We start from the raw sequence: 18,378 nt of genomic DNA on the forward strand, positions 1-18,378 counted from the left end.
TGTAAACCATCAAACACAACAGCGCAAATAAATTTACAGACAAGCAATGCAAAAGCCACTAAAATGCCCGCCATGAAATCAGATCCCATCTGCGAACAGTCAACCCTTGCTAAGCAAGCATTAGAAGACACTTTTGGCTACAGTGAATTTAGACCTGGCCAAGAGGCAGTAATTAATGCGGCCCTAAGTGGACAAGATACACTCGTCTTACTGCCAACAGGTGGCGGTAAATCATTATGTTATCAGATCCCTGCGCTTTTATTTGATGGCGCAACGGTAGTCATTTCGCCTTTGATCTCGTTAATGGAAGATCAAGTCTCTCAGCTTCAAGCAATTGGCGTTAGTGCCGCATACATCAATAACACCGTAGATTTTACGCAGCAAAATGCGATTTTTAATCAATTAGCTGAAGGTACGTTAAAGTTACTCTACGTTGCACCGGAAAAAGCACTACAGTTTGATTTTATTCAAAGATTAAAAAGCTTGAATATTCGCTTCTTTGCGATTGATGAAGCCCATTGTGTATCTCACTGGGGGCATGATTTCAGACCGCATTACCGTCGTTTAAGTGAACTCAAACAACACTTTCCTCACTGTCCTATGATGGCCTTAACGGCTACGGCAGATATTGCGACACGACATGATATTGCACACCAACTTGGTTTAAATGCACCTTATATTCATACAGGCAGTTTTGACAGACCAAATATTCGCTACACCATTGAAGAAAAGTTCAAACCCCTTTCTCAGCTCATGCGCTATTTACGTGATCAAAAAGGCCAAAGCGGGATTATTTATTGCACTAGTCGTAAGCGTGTAGACGATATTTCAGAAAAACTTGCCGAAGCTGGCTTTAATGTCGCCGCATATCATGCCGGCATGAGTAATGATCAGCGTCAATTTGTACAAAAAGCCTTTGCCAGAGACGATATCAATATTGTTGTTGCAACCGTCGCATTTGGTATGGGGATTAATAAATCAAATGTACGCTTTGTGCTTCACTACGATATACCTAAGAGTATTGAGGCTTATTACCAGGAGACAGGCCGTGCTGGTCGTGATGGACTTGCCGCAGAAGCCATCATGTATTTTGATCCTGCTGATATAGGTCGAGTAAAGCGCTTTTTTGAGGATATTCCCGACGAGGCTAGACGTAAAGTTGAAGAGCAACGCTTTCAGGCAATGGCGAACTTTGCAGAAGCGCAAACCTGCCGTCGACAAATATTACTCAATTACTTTAGCGAATATCAGAGAGAGCCTTGTGGCAACTGCGATATTTGCCTTAATCCGCCGAAACGCTTTGACGGCACTTTAGTGGCACAGCAAGCGCTATCTTGTGTGTATCGCGCGCAACAACGCTTTGGTTTAGGGTATATCGTAGACTTATTGCGAGGGGCAAACACCAGTCGAATTCGCGATAACGGACACCACGAATTAAGTACCTATGGTATAGGTAAAAGTCATAGCGTCGAGTATTGGCTAAGTATATTGCGTCAACTCGTTCATCATGGATTACTTGCTCAAGACATAACACAAGGTGCAAGCCTTAAACTGACAGAAGCAGCAAGAGCCGTATTACGCGGTGAATATGTATTGCAATTGGCCGAACCTCGCTTACAAGCTAAACACATCTATCAAGATAAACTGGCGCAATTTAATTACGACAAAAAGCTGTTTGCTAAGCTACGTAGTTTACGTAAAGAACTCGCCGATGCCGATGATGTTCCACCATATGTGGTCTTTAACGATAAGACACTGGCAGAAATGGCGCAGAAAATGCCTACTGATGATGCTGAATTCTTAAATGTGTCAGGTGTTGGTTTTAGTAAACTCAGCAAGTATGGCGCACCGTTTATGCAACTTATCCGAAATTATTTAGCCGCGAGTAAATGATGACGCAAATTACCTTTAATACTGAATTTAATTTTCTGCAGATCGCACCTGACTTTTTCCCCGAGGCCGATGAATTTGGCTTCTGGGGTCAAATATTATTAAACCATGAGGCTATTTCTATTCTTGAAACCTCCGAAGGCGCAGATCGCCATCAAATGCGCTTTTGTTGGCATGGACAAAATTTTAATCTTAACTTTGAGCATTACAGCGAGAGTTTATGGGTAAGCCCTGAAGGGGTTGAAGCGGAACTTTTACTTGAAAAACTGCAACTATTTTTGCTTTCTACTCTTTCATAATAATTAGACAGACCTCCATTTTTCTGCTTAATATAATGATATAAAAGAGGATAAACAGCAGGAGGAAGGTAGTGGTCACAAGGTATTGTCAGCCCGTATTGCTTTTATTCTCTACATTTTGCGTCAGTGGTGCTGCATTTGCAGAACCAAATATCTTCAACTCTCAAGAAAACAGCTGCAGTAATCAACGCCAAGACAGCAATGATGATATCAACCTAAAGCGCCAACTTGACACTCAGCAAACTTTTCCCAAAGAAGCTGAAAATAAGCGTATAACAAAAATCATCTTAAAACAGTTAAACGTTTTCGACACCAGCTTACCGGAAGAAAATAACTTTTTATTTCGCTTTGCAAACCACGCGCATATCACAACAGAACCGGAAGTCATCCTAAGTACTTTATTATTTAGCCAAGGATCAAAATATGACATCAAGGAATTAGCAGAATCCGAGCGTTTATTACGTCAACAAAATTATCTTTACGATGCCCGCATATATGCAGAAGAGACATGTGAAGACGAAGTGCATGTCACAGTTGTAACAAGAGACTTATGGACTTTACTGCCCGACATTAGCTTTAGTCGCAGTGGTGGTGAAAACTCCTCGCGCCTAGGCTTTCGAGAAACAAACTTACTAGGATATGGCAAAAGATTATCTTTCACCGCAACTGAAGATAAAGATAGAAACGGTTATTTATTTGTTTATGACGACCCAGCTATCTTATCGAGTCGCTACCGAGGTCGCATAGAGTATGCTGATAATTCAGATGGAGAGCGGCATTATTTAGGGGCTTACCTGCCATTTTATTCAATTAAATCGACGCATAGTTATGGGTTTTATACTTATGCGAATAAACGGGTAGAGTCGATTTATTCTAGAAATGAAGTCGTTTCTGAGTTTTTACACGACACTGAAATTAACGACGCGTATTATGGTTTCGCCGTTCAGGCACCTAAACAGTGGACACATAGATATACTGTGGGTCTACACAATGAACAACACAACTTTAAAACCACCCCTTACTCTTTTCTTGCTTTAGCAGACAACCGAGCTCTCACCTACCCATATTTTCAGGGGCAATGGCTTCAAGACGATTATATTAAGGTGCGCAATTTTGATTCAATTTATCGTACAGAAGATTTAAATTTAGGCTGGAATGTTAAAGCCAAACTCGGTTATTCATCGAATCACTGGGTGGATGACGATAGTCACGTCATTTATCAATTTTCCGCAACCAAAGCGCATTACACAACCGAACGCAGTTTATGGCGATTCAATACAAGTATTCAAGGAGAATGGAATACAGACCAAAACGAAGCCCGAAACTTCATTAGTGCCGTTAACTTTCAATATTATCTAAACACCAGTATACAGCAATCATGGTTTGCGAACTTGTCTTTGAAGTATGCTAAAAACTTAACGGCAGACAAACAATTGGTTTTAGGCGGTGAAACTGGCCTAAGAGGTTACCCGTTAAACTATCAACAAGGTAGTCGTAGTGCTTTAGTTAATTTAGAAAAGCGTTACTACTGGGAATATGACCTACTGCAACTTTTCAAGGTAGGAGGAGCGCTTTTCTTCGATGCAGGTAAGGTCACAGGCAAAGCTCAAGTCAATGTCGATAACTCATTATTAAAAAATATAGGCATGGGATTAAGACTTGCACCGAGTCGAGCCAATGCTGGCATTGTATTGCATTTGGATGTTGCTGCGCCGATAAATAAAGAAGATAACATTGACAGTGTGCAGTGGTTATTTACGGTTAAAAACCGCTTTTAAAACTGCTCATGGCGCTCTCGGCAGGGATCGAACCTGCAACTCAGCTTCCGGAGAGCTACGTGATATCCATTTCACCACGAGAGCACACGAACGCTGCATATAGTAATGTCATTCCTTTGCAAATACTAGCGTTTCACTTTCAGCTGATTAAATAACAGACTAAAAACAAAAATATTAATGCTTTTTAGCGATTTTTTGTATTTTTGACTATGCTTAGATTTTGATTTACCAGTATTATAGACAGCAAGTTACTACGTTTTATTAACATAAAGCGCCGTGTAATGCGGTAACAACAACAATAAAAGCTTAACACATCAAGAGGAAGCTATTATGAGCCAAATGACCACGCAGCAAGTTGCTGAGTTTTTAGAAGTAAAAGTGGAAAGAGTGAAAAGACTTGCTCGTGAAAACCTATTAATTGCAAAAGGTGAAGACGCACAAGGTGATCCTGTATTTGATCAAACTGATGTAGAAAAATACAAAGAATTAGCAAAGCGCTTAGGTGGTATTTAATCGCTTTAATTGTAATGTGTGTGAAGTGGCTTTTTCTACTTCACCTCGCGCATCATACCAAGAGATACATAACAATAGGTAAGCAATTCTAAAACCTCTCAACTTATCTATTGCATATTCGGGTACTGCAATGCCCTTACTGCCATAATAGATATTCATCATCCACACTATTTCATCAACAGTTAGCTTAAAGCTGCTTACCAAGCCAGCTATGTCGAAGTAAATATCTCCAACTGCTGCATATTCAAAATCAATCACTACCACTCCGGCTTCAGTCGCTATTATATTTTCTCGAACTAAGTCGTTATGGCAACAACCTTCTTCTTTTGGATAGCTATCAAGTAAGCGTAAGCAGCACTCTAACTCAGAATTAAAAAGCTTTTTAAAAGAGGCACTTAAATCTGATAATGCGTGTTTTATATCAAGAGAGACTGGTAAATTAACCAATGGCTGTTGATGTACTGAAGCGATTGTCTCCACCAAATTACATAAACGTTTTCTATCTATGTCCTCAGCCGCTTCATCCACATAAGCAAATAATGCAACTTTTAGACACTCATCCCAGCGAATGACTTCTTGAATACCGGTACCTGGCTTTGCCATCAGAGTTTGAAAAGCAAGGCTTGGCGAAGGCATGTCATTTTGATAAAGCTTAAGCAAATATTTATTCTTTTCGACAACAATCAAGTAATTATGATTACTAAGCCCTGAGGTGATTTGGTAACACGCTTTAACTGGCCTGAAAGCAAAAGATTCAGCAACGAACTCTCTTACTTCATCAGGCAGATTTTGAAAATTAAAGGCTCGCAAGTGGTAAGCCGTTTCTTTGTTCGTGTTCTTCGTACCAACGCTTGTAGCCCCAACAGGCTATAACCGTGTAAAACACATAAAGTACAAATGTCGGGTAATACCCTTTCACAAAGAACAGGTACATAGATGCCGCATTAATAATGATCCAATAAAGCCAGTTCTCTAATACCTTTTTAGCCACTAAATACGTTGTCATCACAGCAAAACAGGTTGTAAAACTGTCAAGATACGCAAAATCAGCATGGGTATAATTGTCCATCACAAAGCCGATACCTGTTGCCGTTAAAGCGGTGACAATGATGATGTAAATATGTCTTAACAATGTCCAAGAAATAATAGGGGCGACTGAATCAGGCTGCTTGCCTTGTTGCCACATATACCAACCCACTACCGCCATTACCATGTAATACACATTTAATGCGGATTCCATCAACAACGCACCATTCCAATACATAATGGTATAAATAAACGTACTAAGAAAAGCTGCAGGCCAGCACCATTGATTCTCTTTCACAGCCAAAAAGACATAAGCCAGAGAAAGTATGACTGCGATGTACTCCCAGCCAGACATAGCAGTAAAACCGGAAAATGTGGCGCTTAAAAATTCAATCATTGCGGCGATAAATCTCCCGAAATGAACTTACACACAAATACAATCTTCCCAAACTCTTCAAAAGAGCGTTTCATTTCTTGCTGAAGTACCGACATAACGAGGTCATATTCACCAAATACTTGGGTAGACATTGTATTGGTTAACACTTTAAGATCTGGATGTTTATTTAAGCGCTCAATAAAGGCTTTGATAAAAGGGATATAATCTGAGTGAAGTGGATATTTGCTAATTTCTACAGATAGCTGCATTTTGAAATCCATAATAGAAGTGTTTTACCTATTTTAGCCTCTGAGATTTTTTAAGGAATAGTTTTATTGAGGTTTTTACCCGTCATAAAATTCGCTTTTGGCGTGTAATTGATCCAGTCTTGCTGGTGCGTAATGAGCCCTTTCTCATTAAATTGAAGCGTTATAACAAATCGCCAAGGTCCCATTTTTTGGTCATGGTAAATAAACTCATTAAAGCGACCTGTTATTACGGCATGTCGTTGCTGTTCATCAACTACTAGGTTTATAAGTTCAAAAGTCTTTAAATCATCTATTACTTTGAAATTACCACCGTTCCAATTATAAAAAGCAGCTATGCCTGGTTTTCCAACAGCATGATGACCATATACTAAATCTTCTAATTGTGCAGAATCTGCATATAACTTTAAAAATGCATCAAAATCAACTCTGGCCTGATAGATTGATATAAATTGCTCAACTTGAGGTTTTATAGTGAGCGCATTATTTTGTTTAAGCGGGCTTTTACAACCAACTAAAAGCAAACCAATGAAAATCGCAAAGTACCTTGTCATATATTTTCACCTCAACAATCAAAAAAGCGCGCTCATGGCGCGCTTAAAGTCATTAACTACCCACAATACCTAATGGCGTGGCATTTTTCCATGCACCTCGGGTAAAGTCTGGAATACTAATAGATTCACTGCGATTCGCGACTGACTGAGCTGAAAGTGGTGAGATCACCGACCAAGCCGCACCATCATAGACATCTTGATCTAGCGCTTCACCGTTGCGTAAACAATAAATCATGCGCCAGAACATTAAGAAGTCCATGCCACCATGACCGCCATTGCGTTCTGCTTCTGCGCCCATTTTCTTCCAAAGTGGATGATCATATTTATCATACCAAGGGGTCATGTCATGCTCCCACTCATGGAAATTATCTAAATTTCCACCTTTTTCAAGTGCGATACGATTTGGGAAGCCAGCAAACACCCCATTGGTACCTTGGATCAGGTTATGACGAGAGTAAGGTCTTGGCGTGGTTGTATCGTGTTGTACCATGATGGAACGACCTTTAACCGTTTTGATCATGGTGGTGTTCATATCACCGGCAATATAGTTCAATTGATTACGCTGATGATCGGCTGGAAATTCACGCTGAGCGTAAGCGGCTCGACCCAATGCCGGAGAGCTCATTGACGTTAAATAATCAAAACGGTCTCCACGGTTGATATTCATGTACTGAGAAACCGGACCTAGCCCATGTGTTGGATACAAGTTACCATCACGCTTTGCATGCCAACCCGTTCGCCAAGAACCCGTTTTATGCTCGATTTCTTTCATTTGCCAACGTAGTTCATGAATATAAGCAGCTTCACCGTGCAGTAATTCACCGAATAGCCCCTGGCGAACCATGTTTAGTACCATCAACTCATCACGACCATAGTTGACGTTTTCCATCATCATACAGTTTTTCTGAGTGCGCTCTGCGGTATCCACAATGTCCCACATTTCTTCGACTGTCAGTGCCAAAGGCACTTCAACAAATGCATGCTTTCCACTGTTCATAGTGTCAATGGCCATAGGTGCATGCCACTTCCAAGGCGTTGAGATGATCACAATATCGATATCATCACGGGCTAGCATATCTTGATACGCTAAATCAGCGCCTCGATAAAGAGCCGGCTTTTTCAAACCTCTTTCTGTTAAATAATTGGCAGAACGTTCCAAAACTTCATCGTGAGTATCGCAAATTGCGACAATTTCAGCGCCTTCAATATGGCTCATACGACGAACATGGCCATAACCTCGCTGACCAACACCGATGAACCCAACTCTAACTACATCCATTTTTGGTGCGATAAGACCAATAACTGACTTACCTTTTTGAGTAGGTACAAATGCCGTGCTTGAATTTGATGTTTGTGCACACCCCGCAGCGACACTAGCAGCAGCTGCAACACCTGCGGCTTTGAGAAAGTCGCGTCTATTTAATTGTTTCATTATTATTTTTTCCTCTTTGTAACCACTTATACCAATCGGTGTAATTAAGTAGCCTATTTTGAGGTGGATAAAACTTTGCGATAGCAAGGCAAAAATTTTGCTGTTTAGTTATTCTAAATGATAAATTTTTAACACAGCTAGCGTGAGTTTTAGCTTCTCAAATTGGTTAAGTATTATGACTGATTGGTATTTACCCTAACTAATAAGTAAAGCGCTGTCATTCAGTTGCGACCAATACATGTTCCTATTTTGTTTTGGCACAAAAAAAGCGCCTATGGCGCTTTTTATATGTCTTAACTAATCAATTTAGCTGTGTATTAATTTTTCAAGCAGGGCTTCTTTTGCAACTACATCTTGATATAACTTGAACTGATTTCTTGCTCGATGCAGATTGTGCTCACTGTGCTTAGTCGCAAAGTAATTATCGCCATCCAAGTAATCGGTTAAGAAACGAAGACCAATCATAAATGGCATTACTTTCGCCCCCAGTAAAAAGCTTTGCTTTTCTTCTGGTGTAAGCTCATTTTCTAATGGTGCAACATAACCTTTAACTAAAGCAGCAAAAATCTCTTCTCGTACTCGCACATTATCAAGGTTTGTTGAATCTTCTTCTTCAGGTGAGCAGAAGGTACGCACCATATCACCAAAATCAAACAGCCAATAACCTGGCATACATGTATCAAGATCAATCACTGAACGTGCGCCATCGGTTTCTTTACAGAACAGCATGTTATTGATTTTAGTGTCATTGTGACACGGTCTAAGTGGAATGCTGCCATAGATAGATTCTAGCTCATCTGCAAGACCAAATTGCGCTTGGCAAAACGCAATTTCCTCTTGGCATTTTTCAGCTCTATTTTCACTATCTGCTTCAAGTTTGTCGTTAAACGCAGCAATTCGCTTAGCAAGGTTATGAAAGTCAGGTATAACATGATGTAGTACTTGTGCATCAAAGTCTGACAAAGCTTGTGCAAATTGCCCGAATGCATTGGCAGCTGTTTGCGCCTTTTCAGGGCAACTCACCACATCTTCGCTGTAACTCTTACCAATAAACTCTAGAGCACGCCATACTTCACCATCCACCTTCACTAGGTATTCTTTTGAAGTGGTCGGCAAATGCTTGATAATCTCTAATTCATAATCATTCTTATCAGCTTTTTCTGTAAGATGCTGTTCAATAGCTCGAGCATTTTCAACTAAATGTTCAGGGTTAGGAAATACTTCGGTATTTAGCTTTTGCACAACCACAGCTTGTTGTGAATCTTTTAACAACATTGTGGTATTAATATGACCACTACCTATTGGTTTAATGGTGGCATTTTCATGGTCTAAACCAAATTCTTGCGACAAATGCTCAGCTATCGCAGTATTAGTCATAGTCACCTCAGATACTGGTGTAATGGGCGTGATAGTTTGCTCATCCTTGACGATGTTCATAAATCTTTCCTGCTACGCTTGTTAATTCTTCTTTAAATGTGACACCAAACCAAAAATCAACGGCAGAATAAACGCGCACTGAAACATGCTCACTTTCTATACAGGCTTGGATGCAATTAGGTAAATAGTACTCTTTTTTGACATCGCTGTCATAAGCTTCTAGGAATTTTTTAAAATCATTTTCTAGTTTAGCCATCAAGATGGGTGTAATACCCCAAAAAGTCATAGAAGCTAGGCTATGGCTGTCTAGTGATTGTAATTGACCCTCAATTTCTCCCACCAAACCATGTTCTGTTTGATGAATATTTAAGGTTTCAGTAACCTTCTTAAGCGATTGCTGCTCGACTTCACAAATACCTCGGTTTACTCCCCCTTGCTCAGAGAGCGTTTTTTCAATTGGGAAGGCAACCATTGCCATACTACTAGCATCTTGCGATTGACTAAAATGTTCAACCATTTGTTTGTAGGCATTGGGACCATAATAATCGTCAGCAGTGATCACAACCGCGGGGCCATTCACGTAAGGCTTTGCACATAATAATGCGTGCCCTGTCCCCCAAGGCTTAGTGCGATGCTCGGCTAAATGCTTAAACTCAGGAGGTAACATATCAATACTTTGTTCAATCAAAGTGATATGCATAGTCTTTGGGAGACGCGGCAAGATTGTTTGCTCTAATTCTGCACGAACGGATTTATTAATGATTAACACCGCTTGCTTGATACCTGCATTGAATGCATCTTCAATGCTCAGTTCCATAATGGTGCGCTCAAGTTTGGGCAGAGGGGTAATTTGTTTGTTACCACCAAATCGACTACCCAGCCCACCGGCTAGCACCACAAGCGTTAAATTATTTTGCTCTGTTGCCATTTAAAATTGTTGACCAAAAATTAACAGGCGCAAGAGTGTACCAGCTTTAGGTTAGATAATCAGCGAAAATTGTATACAAATTAGTGGTACTAGTGAGAATGCTTTATCACTAGTGCGTGTTTAATTAAAAACTTTGGCAGAGGTATTTAACTTCTTGGTATTCCTCTAGCCCTTGCTTTGCCCCTTCTCGACCAAGACCTGATGCTTTCATCCCGCCAAATGGCGCGACTGGGTTTGAGATGAGTGCTTCGTTAATACCCACCATGCCATATTCTAGATTGCTCGCTACACGCTGAACTTGTGACATGTCTTGCGAATAAAAGTACGCAGCTAAACCTTCATCAACGGAGTTAGCCATAGTGAGTGCCTGATTTTCACCTTCGAAAGTTTGGATGGCGACCACAGGCGCGAAGATTTCACTGCGGCTTATCTCCATACTTTGCTTTACCTCGGTCAGAATAATAGGCGCCATAAACTGCCTCGCTTTTTCTTCACCTTGGTAGGCAATCTTGGCACCTTTCAAGGTGGCATCTTCAACTAGGTTTTGTGCTTTTTGTTTCGCTTGTGAGTTAATCAATGGGCCTAAATCGGCGTCTTCAGTAAAGCCATCAGCCACTTTTAAACTAGCAGTTTGCAGCTTTAACTCTTCTAAAAATGCTTCTAAGCACGTGTTTTGTACTAAGACTCGATTGGCAGCGACGCAGGTTTGACCCGCATTTCTAAATTTCGCCACCATCAACCCTTGCACTGCTTTTTTAATGTCAGCACTTTCAAATACCATAAAAGGCGCATTACCACCGAGCTCAAGAGAAGCTCGCTTAATTGACTGGGCGCTTTGTGATAACAAAATTTGTCCGACTCGTGTTGAACCGGTAAACGTAATTTTTCTAACTTGCTTGTGTTCGCAGAAAAACGCACCAAGCTGTGCAGCATCTTCAGTGATTAAGGTTTGAAAAGCCCCCGATTCCATGCCAGCTTGCAATGCAAGCTGACACAGCGCTATTGCACTTAATGGTGTATATTCAGATGGCTTGAGGATAAAACTACAACCCGCAGCATAAGCCGGTGCGACTTTTCGGGTGATCATGGCAAGGGGGAAATTCCACGGTGTAATGCCAAATACCACGCCTACTCCCTGCTTAATGACAGTCAGCTGTTGAGTTGGACTATTAGCCGGAATAACTTCGCCATAACTTCTTAGCGCTTCATCAGCAAACCATTTAACAAAACCCGCTGCGTAATCAACTTCTGCCAAAGACTCTTTTAAGACCTTGCCTTGTTCAAGGGTGACAAGTTCAGCCAATGCCTGCTTACGCTCTAAGATCAAACTATGCCATTTTAATAACACATCGCTACGCTGTTTAGCAGTTGTTGTTTTTAGCGCTTCAAAACATGTAATGGCAGCATCTAATGCCTGCTGACAGCCTGCCATATCAACCGATGAAAGTGTTTCAATCAACTGCTCGTTAGCTGGGTTATTTACGGTGAAAGTATCGCTACCTTGATACGATTTGCCATTAATAAGTGAGCTATTTAAAGTTTTATGCCAATACATGCTTTGTCTCCTTAAACAAAAAACCCGCAGTAAATACTACGGGTTTTTTATCTTCAAAATCGATTAGTGATCTTCATTCACAATGTTCAGATTATATTTTGGAATTTCAACAACCAAATCTTCATCGTTAATAATTGCCTGACAACCTAGACGTGATTCAGGCTCTAAGCCCCATGCTTTATCTAGCATATCATCTTCTAACTCGTCACTTTCTTCTAACGAGTCAAAACCTTCACGGATCACCACGTGACAGGTTGTACACGCGCATGATTTCTCACAGGCATGAGGAATTGAAATACCATTTTTTAAAGCAACATCCAGTACAGTTTGACCTGTTTTTGCTTCAATTGCCGCGCCTTCTGGGCAAAGCTCTTCATGGGGTAAGAAAATAATCTGTGGCATTACTTATACCTCGTCTACAGATTGCCCAGTAAGGGCTTGTTTAATTGACATATCCATACGGCGCGAAGCAAATTCACTACTTGCCGCATCTACAGCTTCAATAGCTGTTTTAATTTCATCTGGTGATGTCGCAGTTTCACGTAAATCAGCCAGCTTTTGCATTTCACTACGAAGTGCAGCTAATTCGTCATCATTTAATAATTGACTGTCTGTTGATAAAGAAGCCTCTAACGCCTCTAATACACGCAGCGCTTCAACTTGTTGCTCTTTCAACATACGCGCTTGCATATCTTCTTTGGCATTGCTCATTGAATCTTTAAGCATTTGCGCAACTTGATCATCAGACAAACCAAATGAAGGCTTAACTTGGATCTCTGCTTGCACGCCCGTTGATTTCTCCATCGCTGAAACGCTCAACAGACCGTCGGCATCCACTTTAAAGGTGACGCGAATATGCGCTGCACCAGCTGCCATTGCTGGAATACCTTTTAAGCTAAATTTAGCCAGTGAACGACAATCATCTACCAGTTCACGTTCGCCTTGCAATACATGCAATGACATGGCCGTTTGACCGTCTTTGAACGTGGTAAACTCTTGTGCACGTGCGACCGGAATCGTGGTGTTTCTCGGGATGATTTTCTCAACCAATCCGCCCATAGTTTCTAGTCCTAGAGACAGTGGCAATACATCTAACAGTAACATATCTGAATCAGGCTTGTTACCGACTAGAATATCTGCCTGGATCGCAGCACCGATTGCGACCACGCGATCTGGGTCGATAGAAGTCAGTGGCTTTTTATCAAAGAACACTTCAACTTGCTCACGGATAACTGGCATACGGGTTGAACCACCCACCATAACAACTTGCAAGATTTCTTCATGCGATACATCAGCATCTTTTACCGCACGGCGACAAGCACGTAATGTCTTTTTCACTAACGGCATCACCATTTCGGCAAACTGAGCGCGTGTTACTGTCACTGTGTGAGCTGTATCACGTAGCTCTAAACCAACATTAACGGTTTCGTAGCTAGATAGCGCTTCTTTACAGGCTTTAGCTTTATTGATGAATAAACGCAGCTCTGAATTGTTTAAGTCATTAATTTGCGTTTGTTCTTTAAAATGTGCGACAAGTGCAGAGTCAAAATCGTCACCGCCAAGGCTTGAGTCACCGCCCGTTGCTAATACTTCGAATACACCTTGGTTTAAACGTAAGATAGAGATATCAAATGTACCGCCACCTAAATCGTAAACGGCGATCACGCCTTCTTGACCTGAATCTAGGCCATAAGCAACGGCAGCTGCTGTTGGTTCATTCAATAAACGCAGCACATTTAGGCCTGCAAGTTCTGCAGCATCTTTGGTGCTTTGACGCTGTGCATCATCAAAGTATGCAGGTACAGTGATCACTGCACCTTTAATGTCTTCACCTGCAAAGCTGGCTGTTGCACGATCTTTTAGTGACTTTAAAATTTCGGCAGAGGCTTGTACTGGGTTGATTGCACCTACTACAGTATTAATGGCTAAGCTGCCATTATTTTCCACGAACTCATAAGGTAGTTGCCCATAACTTTGTTCAATCTCAGCTTGAGACTTACCTAAGAAGCGCTTTACTGAAATTAACGTATTAGTTGGGTCTTCTGCTGATGCCGCAGCGGCAACTTGACCCACCGTGATCTTATCTGCTTCGTAGCGAACCACTGATGGCAACATCGCTGAGCCATCAAAATCAGTTAGGGTTTTGGCTTCACCACTTTGTACCGTCGCAACCAAAGAGTTTGTGGTACCAAGGTCAATGCCAATAGCTAGCTTATGTTCATGAGGTGCCGCGCTCTGCCCCGGCTCAGCAATTTGCAATAGTGCCATAGTGCTCTACGTTTTTAGGTTCGTTTGTAAACCAATTTGGTTTAGTCGAATAAACTGTCTTCTATGCGTGCTAATTCATCACGCAATTTGTATACAAATTTTAGCTTTCGAATGTTATCAGCTGCAGCGTCTAACTGTGCATCGTCATCACTGTTCAATTGTGATGCGAGTTGTGCTGAATATTGTTTATCAAGTAGCTTAATTTCTTGTTCAAAATCTTCGATAGCCGCTTCAGGATCGTTACTCTGCGGAAGATCTTCTAGCGCTTCTCGCAGTTCCATTTGCTGCATTAAAAACATCGGATCTTGTAAAGTCTGCTGCTCAGCACGAATGTCTTTGCCTTTTTCGCTCAGCATATACTCAGCACGTTTCACAGGGTGTTTTAACACTGCTAATGCATCGTTGATCTCTGCGGCTTTTTGTACAGCCAGCAGTTTTTCGCGTTCACTTTTTCCGGCATATCGGTCTGGGTGAACAATGCGTTGTAATTCTAAATAGCGGGTATTAATGGCATTTAGATCAACATCATATGAAACGGGAATATCAAACAATTCAAAGTAATGCATTAGGTTAACTCATTCAAAAGCGCTAAAATTATTATGCTAAATGATATTATACAACAAAGCCCTACCAAGGCAGGGCTTTGTTAACAACAGCAAGGTCAGTTACACTGTAAAACTTTCGCCGCAGCCACATTCGTCTTTTTGATTCGGGTTGGTAAACTTAAACCCTTCGTTTAGACCTTCTTTCGTGTAATCAAGCTCTGTACCGTCAAGGTAAACCATGCTTTTCGCATCAATGATGACTTTAACACCATTATGCTCATACACTTCATCACCTTCGTCTAACTCGTCTACGAATTCTAATACGTAAGCTAAGCCTGAACAGCCAGTCGTTTTAATACCTAAACGAAGACCGATGCCTTTACCACGATTAGCTAAGAATGTCTGAACGCGATTAGCTGCCGCGTCAGTTAATGTTACTGCCATGCCGCTCTCTCTTATTTAGCTTGTTTGCTTTTGTAATCTGCAATTGCAGCTTGAATCGCATCTTCAGCTAGAATTGAGCAGTGAATTTTTACCGGTGGTAATTCTAGCTCAGCAGAAATATCTGTGTTTTTGATTTCAGAAGCTTCATCTAGTGTTTTACCTTTCACCCACTCTGTTACCAGTGAAGATGATGCAATCGCACTACCACAACCATAAGTTTTGAACTTAGCATCTTCAATAACGCCTTCTTCAGACACTTTGATCTGCAGCTTCATCACGTCACCACATGCAGGTGCACCCACCATGCCTGTTGCAACGCTTGGATCGTTTTTATCTAGAGCACCTACGTTTCTTGGGTTCTCTACGTGATCAATTACTTTATCACTGTACGCCATAATTCTTTCCTCGCTACCCGCTATAAACTTGCTACACGTTAAATTAGTGGTGAGTCCACTCAACGCTATCTAAATCAATACCTTCTTGGTGCATCTCCCAAAGTGGAGACATTTCACGAAGACGGCCAATTGAGTTTTTAAGTAACTCAACAGTGTAATCAATTTCTTCTTCAGTCGTGAATCGACCGATGCTGAAACGAATTGAGCTATGTGCTAACTCGTCATTACGACCTAGTGCACGTAATACATACGATGGCTCAAGACTTGCTGAAGTACATGCAGAACCAGAAGAAACCGCGATGTCTTTTACAGCCATTAGTAATGACTCACCTTCAACAAAGTTGAAGCTGATGTTTGAAATGCCTGGCACTGATTGATCAATCGCACCGTTGAAATACACTTCATCCATGCTCATCAAGCCATCAAGTAAACGCTTGCGAAGCGTGCTGATGTGCGCATGGTCTTTTTCGAAATCTTGCTTAGCAACACGGAAAGCTGTACCCATACCTACAATTTGGTGAGTCGCTAACGTACCAGAACGCATACCACGCTCATGACCACCACCGTGCATTTGTGCTTCTAGACGAGCACGTGGCTTACGACGAACATAAAGTGCACCAATGCCTTTAGGACCATAGATTTTGTGCGCAGAGAAAGACATGAAATCAACTTTTAGTTCTTGTAAGTCGATTTTTACTTTACCTGCACTTTGTGCTGCATCTACGTGGAACATGATCTTGCGCTCACGACACATCTCACCGATAGTCGTAATATCTTGAATAACACCTAGCTCATTGTTCACGTGCATCACGCTCACAAGTACTGTGTCATCACGCATTTCTGCTTCTAACTTTTTAAGGTCAAGTAAACCGTTTTCTTCAACTTCTAAGTAAGTTGCTTCAAAACCTTGACGCTCTAGCTCACGGAATGTATCTAAAACGGCTTTGTGCTCAGTTTTAACCGTGATGATGTGCTTGCCTTTCTTCTTGTTGAAGTTAGCTGCGCCTTTGATTGCTAGGTTATTTGATTCTGTCGCGCCTGAAGTGAAAACAATTTCACGCGGATCTGCATTAATTAAATCAGCGATATCGTTACGCGCTTGGTCCACTAGCTCTTCGGCCTGCCAACCAAAACGGTGTGAACGTGATGCTGGGTTACCAAAATTGCCATCCATAGTCAGACATTGCATCATTTCATCTGCAACGCGCTGATCAACCGGAGTGGTTGCTGCATAATCTAGGTATATCGGTAATTTCATTGGTTTCTCCGCTTGACGCCAACTTAAAGTTGACAGCTCACTTGAATGTTATCTAGTTGCTTTATGGCAGTTTTAACAGCGCTATCTTGACGAGAAGCAACTGACTGCACATCAGATTTGGCGACTAACTCAGCTAGGGAAATATTATTTAAAAACTCAGCAATACGCTCACTTAGATCAGACCATAGTGTGTGAGTTAAACAACGCATGCCGTTTTGACAACCGCCGCCTTCACCGTGACAACGGGTTGCATCAACTGACTCGTCGACTGCATTAATCACATCACCTACAGAGATAGTTTGCGAATCTCGGCCAAGTAAATAGCCGCCGCCCGGTCCACGCACAGAGCTCACTAAGCCATGTTTACGTAAACGAGCAAATAATTGTTCTAGGTAAGATAATGATATTTCTTGTCTTTCAGAAATATCAGCTAAAGGAACTGGGCCAACATCGGCGTGCAAAGCAACATCGAGCATCGCTGTGACTGCGTATCTGCCTTTAGATGTTAGTTTCATTATTGCCCCCTCAGCGTTTTATCAGGTGGTGAATTTTAATTACCTGACTAGGATAGTCAAGTATTACTCACTACACTTACCACTAAAGTAACAAGTGCAATACCTGAGTAATTTACTCAAGTACTGCTCATTGTAATTACCCGACTAAATTAGTCAAGTATTAAACAAAAAATAATCAGGGGTTATTTATTGCCTGTAGACTTGTTAATTGAAGTCAAAATACCGCGTAAAATATTAAGCTCTTGATCTTCTGGACGGGCGCGATTAAACAGACGCTTTAGCTTGGTCATTACCATGCCTGGATGCTGTTTGATGATGAAGCCGGTTTCTTTCAATGTGCTTTCTAAGTGCTCGTAGAAAAGCTCCATTTGCTGCGAGCTTGGGTAAACTGTGTCGTCTTCTTCTACTGGCTTGTCTTGCTTATCTAAAAACGCCATACGCGTTTCGTAGGTAAGGGTTTGGACAGCCATCGCAAGGTTTAGTGAACTATATTCAGGATTTGCAGGAATACATACGTGGTAGTTACAAAGTTGCAGTTCTTCATTAGTCAAGCCACTGTTTTCACGACCGAAAACTAAAGCTACAGGGCCGCTTTCAGATCCATCAACCAATTTTTGAGCACACTCTCTTGGCTCTACCATTGGCCAAGATAAGGTACGAGAACGCGCACTTGTACCAATGGTCAGTGAACAGTCAGCAATGGCTTCTTCTAACTTGCTCACCGTCACGCTATTACCTAATACGTCAGTTGCACCAGCTGCAAGCGCACTGGCGTGGCTATCCACCTCACAAGCCGGGTCAACTAAATATAGTTTTGATAACCCCATGGTTTTCATTGCACGTGCAACTGAACCAATATTGCCAGAATGAGAGGTGTTAACTAACACAATACGAATATCTTCTAATGCCATTTCACTAAGCCTTTACGACGAAAATTGATAATTGGCTAAGTTTACCAC

At 41.4% G+C, this 18,378-nt stretch carries 20 protein-coding genes and 1 tRNA gene; 4 read left to right on the plus strand and 17 right to left on the minus strand.

Going from position 1 to position 18,378, the window contains the following annotated elements; translation table 11 throughout:
- Nucleotides 1-72: 72 nt before the first annotated feature.
- The 3 genes from recQ (at nucleotide 73) to ACXAC4_RS14780 (ending at nucleotide 3,967) form a co-directional block, all read left to right on the plus strand.
- Complete coding sequence (gene recQ / locus ACXAC4_RS14770) at nucleotides 73-1,893, plus strand: DNA helicase RecQ (RefSeq protein WP_475162915.1); 1,821 nt, start codon at nucleotides 73-75, stop codon at nucleotides 1,891-1,893.
- Entirely contained in the window at nucleotides 1,890-2,189 is a 300-nt protein-coding gene (locus tag ACXAC4_RS14775) for a DUF3630 family protein (protein WP_475162918.1), read from the plus strand. The genes recQ and ACXAC4_RS14775 overlap by 4 nt, the downstream gene beginning before the upstream one ends.
- Nucleotides 2,190-2,260: 71 nt before the next feature.
- A complete protein-coding gene (locus ACXAC4_RS14780; RefSeq protein ID WP_475162919.1) occupies nucleotides 2,261-3,967 on the plus strand; it encodes a BamA/TamA family outer membrane protein in 1,707 nt (568 codons plus the stop codon).
- 9 nt (nucleotides 3,968-3,976) lie between these two features.
- Here the strand turns inward: ACXAC4_RS14780 and ACXAC4_RS14785 are convergent.
- Nucleotides 3,977-4,051 (minus strand) — tRNA-Arg (locus ACXAC4_RS14785).
- A 246-nt stretch (nucleotides 4,052-4,297) separates the two neighbouring features.
- Between ACXAC4_RS14785 and ACXAC4_RS14790 the strand changes: the two genes are divergently transcribed.
- Nucleotides 4,298-4,480 (plus strand): hypothetical protein, encoded by a 183-nt coding sequence (locus tag ACXAC4_RS14790; protein WP_058031038.1) that lies wholly within the window; start codon nucleotides 4,298-4,300, stop codon nucleotides 4,478-4,480.
- On the opposite strand, the gene ACXAC4_RS14795 is transcribed toward ACXAC4_RS14790, so the two are convergent.
- The 16 genes from ACXAC4_RS14795 to trmJ all read right to left on the minus strand — a co-directional run bounded on the left by ACXAC4_RS14795 (nucleotide 4,466) and on the right by trmJ (nucleotide 18,330).
- Nucleotides 4,466-5,290, minus strand: coding sequence for a phosphotransferase (locus tag ACXAC4_RS14795; protein WP_475162923.1), 825 nt, complete (start codon nucleotides 5,288-5,290; stop codon nucleotides 4,466-4,468). The two genes, ACXAC4_RS14790 and ACXAC4_RS14795, sit on opposite strands and share 15 nt — an antisense overlap.
- The gene (gene pnuC / locus ACXAC4_RS14800; protein WP_475164156.1) at nucleotides 5,277-5,900 is read right to left on the minus strand and encodes a nicotinamide riboside transporter PnuC; all 624 of its coding nucleotides are present in this window, start codon (nucleotides 5,898-5,900) and stop codon (nucleotides 5,277-5,279) included. The genes ACXAC4_RS14795 and pnuC overlap by 14 nt, the downstream gene beginning before the upstream one ends.
- The gene (locus tag ACXAC4_RS14805; protein ID WP_475162926.1) at nucleotides 5,900-6,151 is read right to left on the minus strand and encodes a YkoF family thiamine/hydroxymethylpyrimidine-binding protein; all 252 of its coding nucleotides are present in this window, start codon (nucleotides 6,149-6,151) and stop codon (nucleotides 5,900-5,902) included. The genes pnuC and ACXAC4_RS14805 overlap by 1 nt, the downstream gene beginning before the upstream one ends.
- Nucleotides 6,152-6,201: 50 nt before the next feature.
- A complete protein-coding gene (locus tag ACXAC4_RS14810; RefSeq protein WP_475162927.1) occupies nucleotides 6,202-6,702 on the minus strand; it encodes a nuclear transport factor 2 family protein in 501 nt (166 codons plus the stop codon).
- A 52-nt stretch (nucleotides 6,703-6,754) separates the two neighbouring features.
- Entirely contained in the window at nucleotides 6,755-8,134 is a 1,380-nt protein-coding gene (locus ACXAC4_RS14815; RefSeq protein ID WP_475162929.1) for a Gfo/Idh/MocA family protein, read from the minus strand.
- Nucleotides 8,135-8,440: 306 nt separating this feature from the next.
- Nucleotides 8,441-9,511 (minus strand): phosphotransferase enzyme family protein, encoded by a 1,071-nt coding sequence (locus tag ACXAC4_RS14820; protein ID WP_475164160.1) that lies wholly within the window; start codon nucleotides 9,509-9,511, stop codon nucleotides 8,441-8,443.
- A 40-nt stretch (nucleotides 9,512-9,551) separates the two neighbouring features.
- A complete protein-coding gene (locus tag ACXAC4_RS14825) occupies nucleotides 9,552-10,439 on the minus strand; it encodes a nucleotidyltransferase family protein (protein ID WP_475162931.1) in 888 nt (295 codons plus the stop codon).
- Nucleotides 10,440-10,563: 124 nt separating this feature from the next.
- Nucleotides 10,564-11,994: an NAD-dependent succinate-semialdehyde dehydrogenase gene (locus ACXAC4_RS14830; protein ID WP_475162932.1), complete on the minus strand. Its 1,431-nt coding sequence runs from the start codon at nucleotides 11,992-11,994 to the stop codon at nucleotides 10,564-10,566.
- Nucleotides 11,995-12,057: 63 nt separating this feature from the next.
- Nucleotides 12,058-12,396: an ISC system 2Fe-2S type ferredoxin gene (gene fdx, locus ACXAC4_RS14835; RefSeq protein WP_058031045.1), complete on the minus strand. Its 339-nt coding sequence runs from the start codon at nucleotides 12,394-12,396 to the stop codon at nucleotides 12,058-12,060.
- 3 nt (nucleotides 12,397-12,399) lie between these two features.
- Nucleotides 12,400-14,262, minus strand: coding sequence for a Fe-S protein assembly chaperone HscA (gene hscA / locus ACXAC4_RS14840; protein WP_475162935.1), 1,863 nt, complete (start codon nucleotides 14,260-14,262; stop codon nucleotides 12,400-12,402).
- Nucleotides 14,263-14,303: 41 nt separating this feature from the next.
- Nucleotides 14,304-14,828, minus strand: coding sequence for a co-chaperone HscB (gene hscB, locus ACXAC4_RS14845; protein WP_475162938.1), 525 nt, complete (start codon nucleotides 14,826-14,828; stop codon nucleotides 14,304-14,306).
- A 99-nt stretch (nucleotides 14,829-14,927) separates the two neighbouring features.
- Complete coding sequence (iscA, locus tag ACXAC4_RS14850; RefSeq protein ID WP_058031048.1) at nucleotides 14,928-15,251, minus strand: iron-sulfur cluster assembly protein IscA; 324 nt, start codon at nucleotides 15,249-15,251, stop codon at nucleotides 14,928-14,930.
- Nucleotides 15,252-15,262: 11 nt separating this feature from the next.
- Entirely contained in the window at nucleotides 15,263-15,646 is a 384-nt protein-coding gene (gene iscU, locus ACXAC4_RS14855) for a Fe-S cluster assembly scaffold IscU (protein WP_058031049.1), read from the minus strand.
- Between the two features lie 43 nt (nucleotides 15,647-15,689).
- Nucleotides 15,690-16,904 (minus strand): IscS subfamily cysteine desulfurase, encoded by a 1,215-nt coding sequence (locus ACXAC4_RS14860; protein ID WP_475162940.1) that lies wholly within the window; start codon nucleotides 16,902-16,904, stop codon nucleotides 15,690-15,692.
- A 23-nt stretch (nucleotides 16,905-16,927) separates the two neighbouring features.
- Nucleotides 16,928-17,419 carry a Fe-S cluster assembly transcriptional regulator IscR gene (gene iscR / locus ACXAC4_RS14865; protein WP_058031051.1) on the minus strand — a complete coding sequence of 164 codons (492 nt, stop codon included), beginning with the start codon at nucleotides 17,417-17,419 and terminating at the stop codon, nucleotides 16,928-16,930.
- A 182-nt stretch (nucleotides 17,420-17,601) separates the two neighbouring features.
- Nucleotides 17,602-18,330 (minus strand): tRNA (cytosine(32)/uridine(32)-2'-O)-methyltransferase TrmJ, encoded by a 729-nt coding sequence (trmJ, locus tag ACXAC4_RS14870; protein ID WP_138560529.1) that lies wholly within the window; start codon nucleotides 18,328-18,330, stop codon nucleotides 17,602-17,604.
- Between the last annotated feature and the right edge of the window lie 48 nt (nucleotides 18,331-18,378).

The organism is Pseudoalteromonas sp. AWM4_233 (genome assembly GCF_056158285.1).